This window comes from Micromonospora sp. ATA51 (assembly GCF_016802855.1).
In the GTDB taxonomy this organism is placed as follows: Bacteria; Actinomycetota; Actinomycetes; order Mycobacteriales; family Micromonosporaceae; genus Micromonospora; species Micromonospora sicca.
The window spans coordinates 1-5066 of the sequence record NZ_JAEVHJ010000409.1; the positions used below are offsets into that span (position 1 = coordinate 1).

Consider the following 5066-nt stretch of genomic DNA (forward strand, 5'->3'; position numbering starts at 1 on the left):
CCCGGGATGCCAAGGCACATCGAGCTACCCGTCCTTTCCGATTACATTTTCTCGATCTTGATGTAGCGCCGCAGCGCGGGAAGTTCCTTCCAGAACATCTCCGTGGCTGCCGGCGAGCCGCTGACGGGGCAGGCCCTCGGCCAGAAGTTCGACCGGGGCGAGAGGTGGGGCCGGCAGCGCATCGCGGAGGCGAAGGCGGAGCTTCAGGCCGAGCAGGAGGCCGGCGGCGACGTCGCCGGCGAGAGCGACCAGCAGGAAGCCCTGGTGCCGGTCGGCGCCGGGGTCGAGTAGAGGAGGAGAGACAGATGGTGTCGATGGCGATGATCCAGGCCGAGCGGGCGGCGCAGTGGCCCGGCGACCCGTACGCGTGGGTGCTGACCCGGGACCGGGACCACGAGCTGCACGGCACGTCGGAGTCGGAGGTCGGGACGGCCGGCCCCCGGCAGGCGACCGAGGAGATGTTCGAGCGGGCCCGGACGGAGGGTCGCCGGTTCCGGATGCTCGACGAGGGCGACATCGACGCGGGCGCGATCGCGGACGGGAAGGACGTCGACCCGGACGAGCGCGGCGTGGTGTATGAGGGGATGATCTGGACCGAGGGTGAGCCGGGCGGCGACGCCGACTTCGGGCCGCTGCACGACTTCGGGCAGCCGAACTACGGGTGCGTCGAGATCCAGTACCGGGAGGGCGACCGCTGGATTTCGCTGTAGTGGCGAGCTGTCCGGTCGCAGTGGTTGAATGTGACCGGCCCCGTCCCAGGGTGCCGTTCGGAGCGCGGGGCCGGTCGGGACAGCCGTCGGGGGACAGCAAGACCTGACCGGCCCTCGCGACGAGCGGCAGTGAAACCGCGCACGATCATGGATGCACCAGGCGTTGAGAGCCCCGGATCCAGCACAGTGGGTCCGGGGCTCTTTGCGTGCCCGAGTTTCGCCGTCGGGGTGTGGGGGTACGGTGTCCGGAACGCAACAGTCACGCGTTGGTAACTCCTAGGTGCCTGTACGTAGTACGGTGCCGTGCCCCACTGCTACCGTGTAAGCCGGCCGAGTTCAGGCCGGCCATGTGTCTGGGGGTCAGACGGTGCGGTGCTACGGGTACGACGAGACCGGAAGGCAGATCATCGACGCCGAGGCGACGGTGATCCGTGAGGTCGTGAAGCGGGTCCTCGACGGGGACAGTATGCGGTCGGTCGTCGCCGACCTGCGGGCGCGGGAGATCATGACGTCCGCCGGGCGGCCCTGGACCCAGCAGTCGCTGTCGCGGCTGCTGCGCAACCCGCGGCTGGCGGGCCTGCGCACCTACAAGGGCGAGGTCGTCGGCAAGGCCCCGTGGGAGCCGATCATCGACCGGGACACGTTCAGCCGGCTGCTGGCGCTGCTGGACGCCCCGGAGCGCAAGCAGCCGGGCGCGACGAACGTGCGGAAGTACCTGCTGTCCGGCGGGTTCCTGGTGTGCGGGTTCCCGCTGCCTGACGAGGTGGGCGACGGCACCCACGCGTGCGGGAAGCCGCTGTACACGCAGCCGAGCAACAGCGGCAAGCGCGGGTATGTGTGCCGGGCCGGCAGCCCCAGCTACGGGTGCGGGCGCATCCGCATCGCGGCGGAGAGCCTGGAGGAGGAGGTCGCCGCCCGGGCGCTGGCGCGGCTGGGGTCGCCGAAGGTGCGCGCCCGGCTGGAGCGCGCGGTGGGCTCTGCGTCGGTGACCGACGAGCACATCGCCGGCATCCTGGCGGCGATCGACCAGCGGCTGGCCGAGGCGGGCCAGGCGTACGCGAAGCGGGAGATCAGCCTGGTGACGCTGACGGCGATCGAGGCCGAGGCGAAGCGGGAGCAGGCGAGCCTGCGGGAGATGCTGGCCCAGGCGGCGCGGTTGCAGTCGCTGCCGGCGACCACGCCGGAGGGCCTGGCCGAGTGGTGGGTCGACGCCCCGCTGGAGCGGCGCCGGGAGCTGCTGGCGCTGGTCCTGAACCGGATCGTGGTGAAGCCGGCGACCCGGGCCGGAGTGGTGCACCTCGACGTCGACCGGCTTGAGTTCGTCTGGAAGTAAGGGGAGCAGACTCCTCCACCACGTTCTAGCGCCGGAAGTTACCACGGCGTAACAAAGGAATGGGAAAAAGCTTTCACAGTGGACAGTTGAGCTGTTGCTCTTCGTGCTTCCCTGCCTATGATCCACGTCATTGATCTTCCTTAGGGCCTGATTAGGCCGCCTCCACTGTGGGGTCGCAGTGGGATGGCTGGCGCATCGAGACGGAGTGACGGGGAGCGGCACGTTGGATCGGAAGCGGACGATCGAAATTCAGAAGCTGGCCGAGCGGATCGAGGCCGAGCTGGCGTCGGGGCGGGCGGTCGACGCCGACCTGAGCGACGAGCAGGCCGAGAAGATCGTCGACGTGCTGCGGCCGGCGCTTCCCGTCGAGCTGTCGAGTGTGGCCGGTCGAGCGGTCCGGAGCGTGCGCCGCACGGCGGCATACGTGGCCGCCGGCCCCCTGGCCCCGACGTTCCTCGCGGCTGTCGCCTGCTCGGGGATGGCCTCGTGATCTAGGTCGCCGCCTACATAAAACATTGACGGCAAGATCGTCTTTTGACTACAATGAACATGTACTGCTTGGTGCCCGTTCACTGTGGAGGAAGACGATGGTTGCGAGTGCGACTGCGAAGAAGCCGGCGAAGCCGGTCCTGCGGACGATCCCCGTCGGGAAGATCGAGGCGGACCCGGACCAGCCGCGCAAGCAGTTCACCGAGGAGGAGCTGGCCGAGCTGGCGGCCTCGATGAAGAAGCTCGGCCAGCTCCAGCCGGTCGCCGTGCGCAAGACGGCGAAGACGGGCCAGTACCGCCTGGTCGTCGGCGAGCGGCGCTGGCGGGCCGCCCAGCAGGGCGGCATTGAGGAGCTGGCCGCGATGGTCTGGGACATGGACGACGAGGCGGCGTTCATCGCGCAGGTCGCCGAGAACGTCAACCGGCAGGACATGACGCCGATGGAGGAGGCCGCGGCCTACGCGCGCCTCGCCCAGGCCGGCTGGGAGACGGAGGCGATCGGCGAGCTGTTCGGCAAGAGCCTGCCGTACATCGGGTGGCGGATCGACCTGCTCGGCCTGATCGACGACGCGAAGCAGCTCGTGGCCAAGGGCCAGCTGCAGGTGGGCGTCGCCTGGTACGTGTGCCGGCTGTCCGCCGACCAGCAGCGGCGGTTCCTGGTGAAGTGGGCGCGCGGCGAGTTCTCGTCGGCGCGGGACGCCGAGGCGTTCGCCAAGGCGTGCAAGGCGGCCGAGGACCAGGGCGGGTTCTTCCAGCTCGACAAGGCCGAGCACAGCGAGGAAGAGCAGGAGAAGGTGGTCGCCCAGCGGAAGAAGGTCGTGAGCAAGATTGACCGGCTGGCGGCGGCCGGCGAGATCCTGGCCGAGCTGGCGCAGCTGGACGAGGTGGAGCTGGCGAAGTTGCTCGCCGGCGCCGACGGCGGCGTGGCCGCATACCGGCAGCGGGTGGAGCACCTGCGGACGGCGGCGGGGAAGGTGGCGACGAAGCTGCGCAAGGCGCAGGCGATCGCGGCGTCGGTCAAGGTGGAGCTGGACCCGGAGGTCGTGGTGCAGGTGCCGGCCGAGCTGATCGACCTCACGCCGGTGCCGGGGCCGCTGGTCAACGACGGGACGATCAAGGTGGACCCGAACTGCGACTGGGCGGGCCACGCGGACGCCGTGGAGGAGGTCGGCTTCTGCTCGGTGTGCCAGCACTGACCGGCTGGTGACTGTGGACGCCCCGCAGGCTGACCCGCGGGGCGTCCTTGTCGGTCCGGGCGATTGCTGTGCGGGCGCAGTGGGAGTGCGTATGCTCCGGGCGTGGGCGCCTGTTCGCGTGGGGCCGGTTGATGCCGGTGCTCGGGCCGATCGAGCTGCCGCCGTGCGGGGTCTGCCGGCGCGGCCGAGTCCGGGTGCGCAGGGGCGACCGCGACCCGGTGGTGCTGTGCCTGGCCTGCGACGGCGGGCCGCTCGTCGAGAAGGCTCGGAGGGTGCTCTCCGACGATCAGCGGCGGGCCCTGAACCTGTGAGGCGGCGTCGTCGTGGCGCCAGCTGTACGGCCGCAGTTTGACTGCACGTGGTCAGTCTTATACAATGTTTATGTACAACCCCCGGCTGTTGGAGGCGATCGGTGCGAGGCGAGTGGTCACGGTCCTGTGGGCGTGGCCGCTGCCGTCCGGGCCGGCCTGCCTGCGGCAGTCGATGCGGCGAGCGCAGGCCGAGCTGTACCGGCAGGCGCGGATGCTGAACGCGGTCCCGCTCGGACCGGCGACCTTCCGGGTCGCCCGACGCGCGGTGTTCGACACCCACGCCGGCCCGGCGCTCGTCGCGGAAGTCAGGGCAGCCCAGCTGCCGAAACCGAACGGAGAGGGGACCACTGTGCCCGCAAGCTGTACGGCCGCAATGCCAGATGGCGGCCACCGACCCGGGGTGGGTGAGAGCGCGTGAGCCGGGACGCGAAGGTCGAAGAGGAGGCCGCCCGGGTCAAGGCGGCCCTGCCGGGCTACATCGACGTGCGGAAGACGGCGGCCGCCGTGCTGGCCGCCACCGCGGAAGACCTCGGCCTGGAGCTGCGCGAGCGCGACGCCCGCGACCTGGCCGAGGCCGTGGTCGACGCGATCCACAAGGCGGCCGAGCTGCGCGGGATCGAGTTCGCGTGCACCGTCGCCGACATGGAGGTGGCCGCCAACGAGCGGTGGCTGCTCGCACCGGCGAGGGAGAAGGCCAAGGCTCACCCCGAGGAGCGCAAGACGCTCGCCTACCTGGAGCAGTTCGCCCAGGGCGTCGAGCGGGTCCGCAACGAGCTGGTCGAGCGACTGGCCCGCGTCGGTCGGCAGTGGCTGGCCGAGCAGCCGGGAGCGGTCGTCGCGCTGCCAGCGGTGGCTGAGGCCCGGGCCAAGGCGAGGGCGGTGGCGTGACCGCGCCCGTCGTCCAGGTGCCGCAGCTCAGCGCCGAGCAGGCCGCCCGCATCCGGGCGGCGTTCGAGGAGCTGGGCCGCCAGCTCGCCGAAGCCTTCCGGGCGCTCGGCGAGCTGTTCCGCCGGGTCCGTCCGGGCGC

The 5066-nt window shown here is 70.8% G+C and carries 7 protein-coding genes; all 7 read left to right on the plus strand.

What is annotated here, in order from left to right; genetic code table 11:
* Nucleotides 1-102 precede the first annotated feature (102 nt).
* The 7 genes from JNW87_RS34565 to JNW87_RS34595 all read left to right on the plus strand — a co-directional run bounded on the left by JNW87_RS34565 (nucleotide 103) and on the right by JNW87_RS34595 (nucleotide 4927).
* Entirely contained in the window at nucleotides 103-291 is a 189-nt protein-coding gene (locus JNW87_RS34565) for a hypothetical protein (RefSeq protein ID WP_238455136.1), read from the plus strand.
* A 14-nt stretch (nucleotides 292-305) separates the two neighbouring features.
* Complete coding sequence (locus JNW87_RS34570) at nucleotides 306-710, plus strand: hypothetical protein (RefSeq protein WP_238455137.1); 405 nt, start codon at nucleotides 306-308, stop codon at nucleotides 708-710.
* Between the two features lie 367 nt (nucleotides 711-1077).
* Nucleotides 1078-2043 (plus strand): recombinase family protein, encoded by a 966-nt coding sequence (locus tag JNW87_RS34575; RefSeq protein ID WP_238455138.1) that lies wholly within the window; start codon nucleotides 1078-1080, stop codon nucleotides 2041-2043.
* A gap of 223 nt (nucleotides 2044-2266) precedes the next feature.
* A complete protein-coding gene (locus JNW87_RS34580; protein ID WP_238455139.1) occupies nucleotides 2267-2533 on the plus strand; it encodes a hypothetical protein in 267 nt (88 codons plus the stop codon).
* 97 nt (nucleotides 2534-2630) lie between these two features.
* Entirely contained in the window at nucleotides 2631-3728 is a 1098-nt protein-coding gene (locus JNW87_RS34585) for a ParB/RepB/Spo0J family partition protein (protein WP_238455140.1), read from the plus strand.
* 137 nt (nucleotides 3729-3865) lie between these two features.
* Nucleotides 3866-4039: a hypothetical protein gene (locus tag JNW87_RS34590; RefSeq protein WP_238455141.1), complete on the plus strand. Its 174-nt coding sequence runs from the start codon at nucleotides 3866-3868 to the stop codon at nucleotides 4037-4039.
* Between the two features lie 414 nt (nucleotides 4040-4453).
* Nucleotides 4454-4927, plus strand: coding sequence for a hypothetical protein (locus JNW87_RS34595; protein WP_238455142.1), 474 nt, complete (start codon nucleotides 4454-4456; stop codon nucleotides 4925-4927).
* The last annotated feature ends 139 nt before the right edge of the window (nucleotides 4928-5066 follow it).

Coding starts and splice junctions, on each gene's coding strand:
- JNW87_RS34570 (WP_238455137.1), top strand. CDS start 306: ATGGTGTCGATGGCGATGATCCAGGCCGAGCGGGCGGCGCAGTGGCCC.
- JNW87_RS34585 (WP_238455140.1), top strand. CDS start 2,631: ATGGTTGCGAGTGCGACTGCGAAGAAGCCGGCGAAGCCGGTCCTGCGG.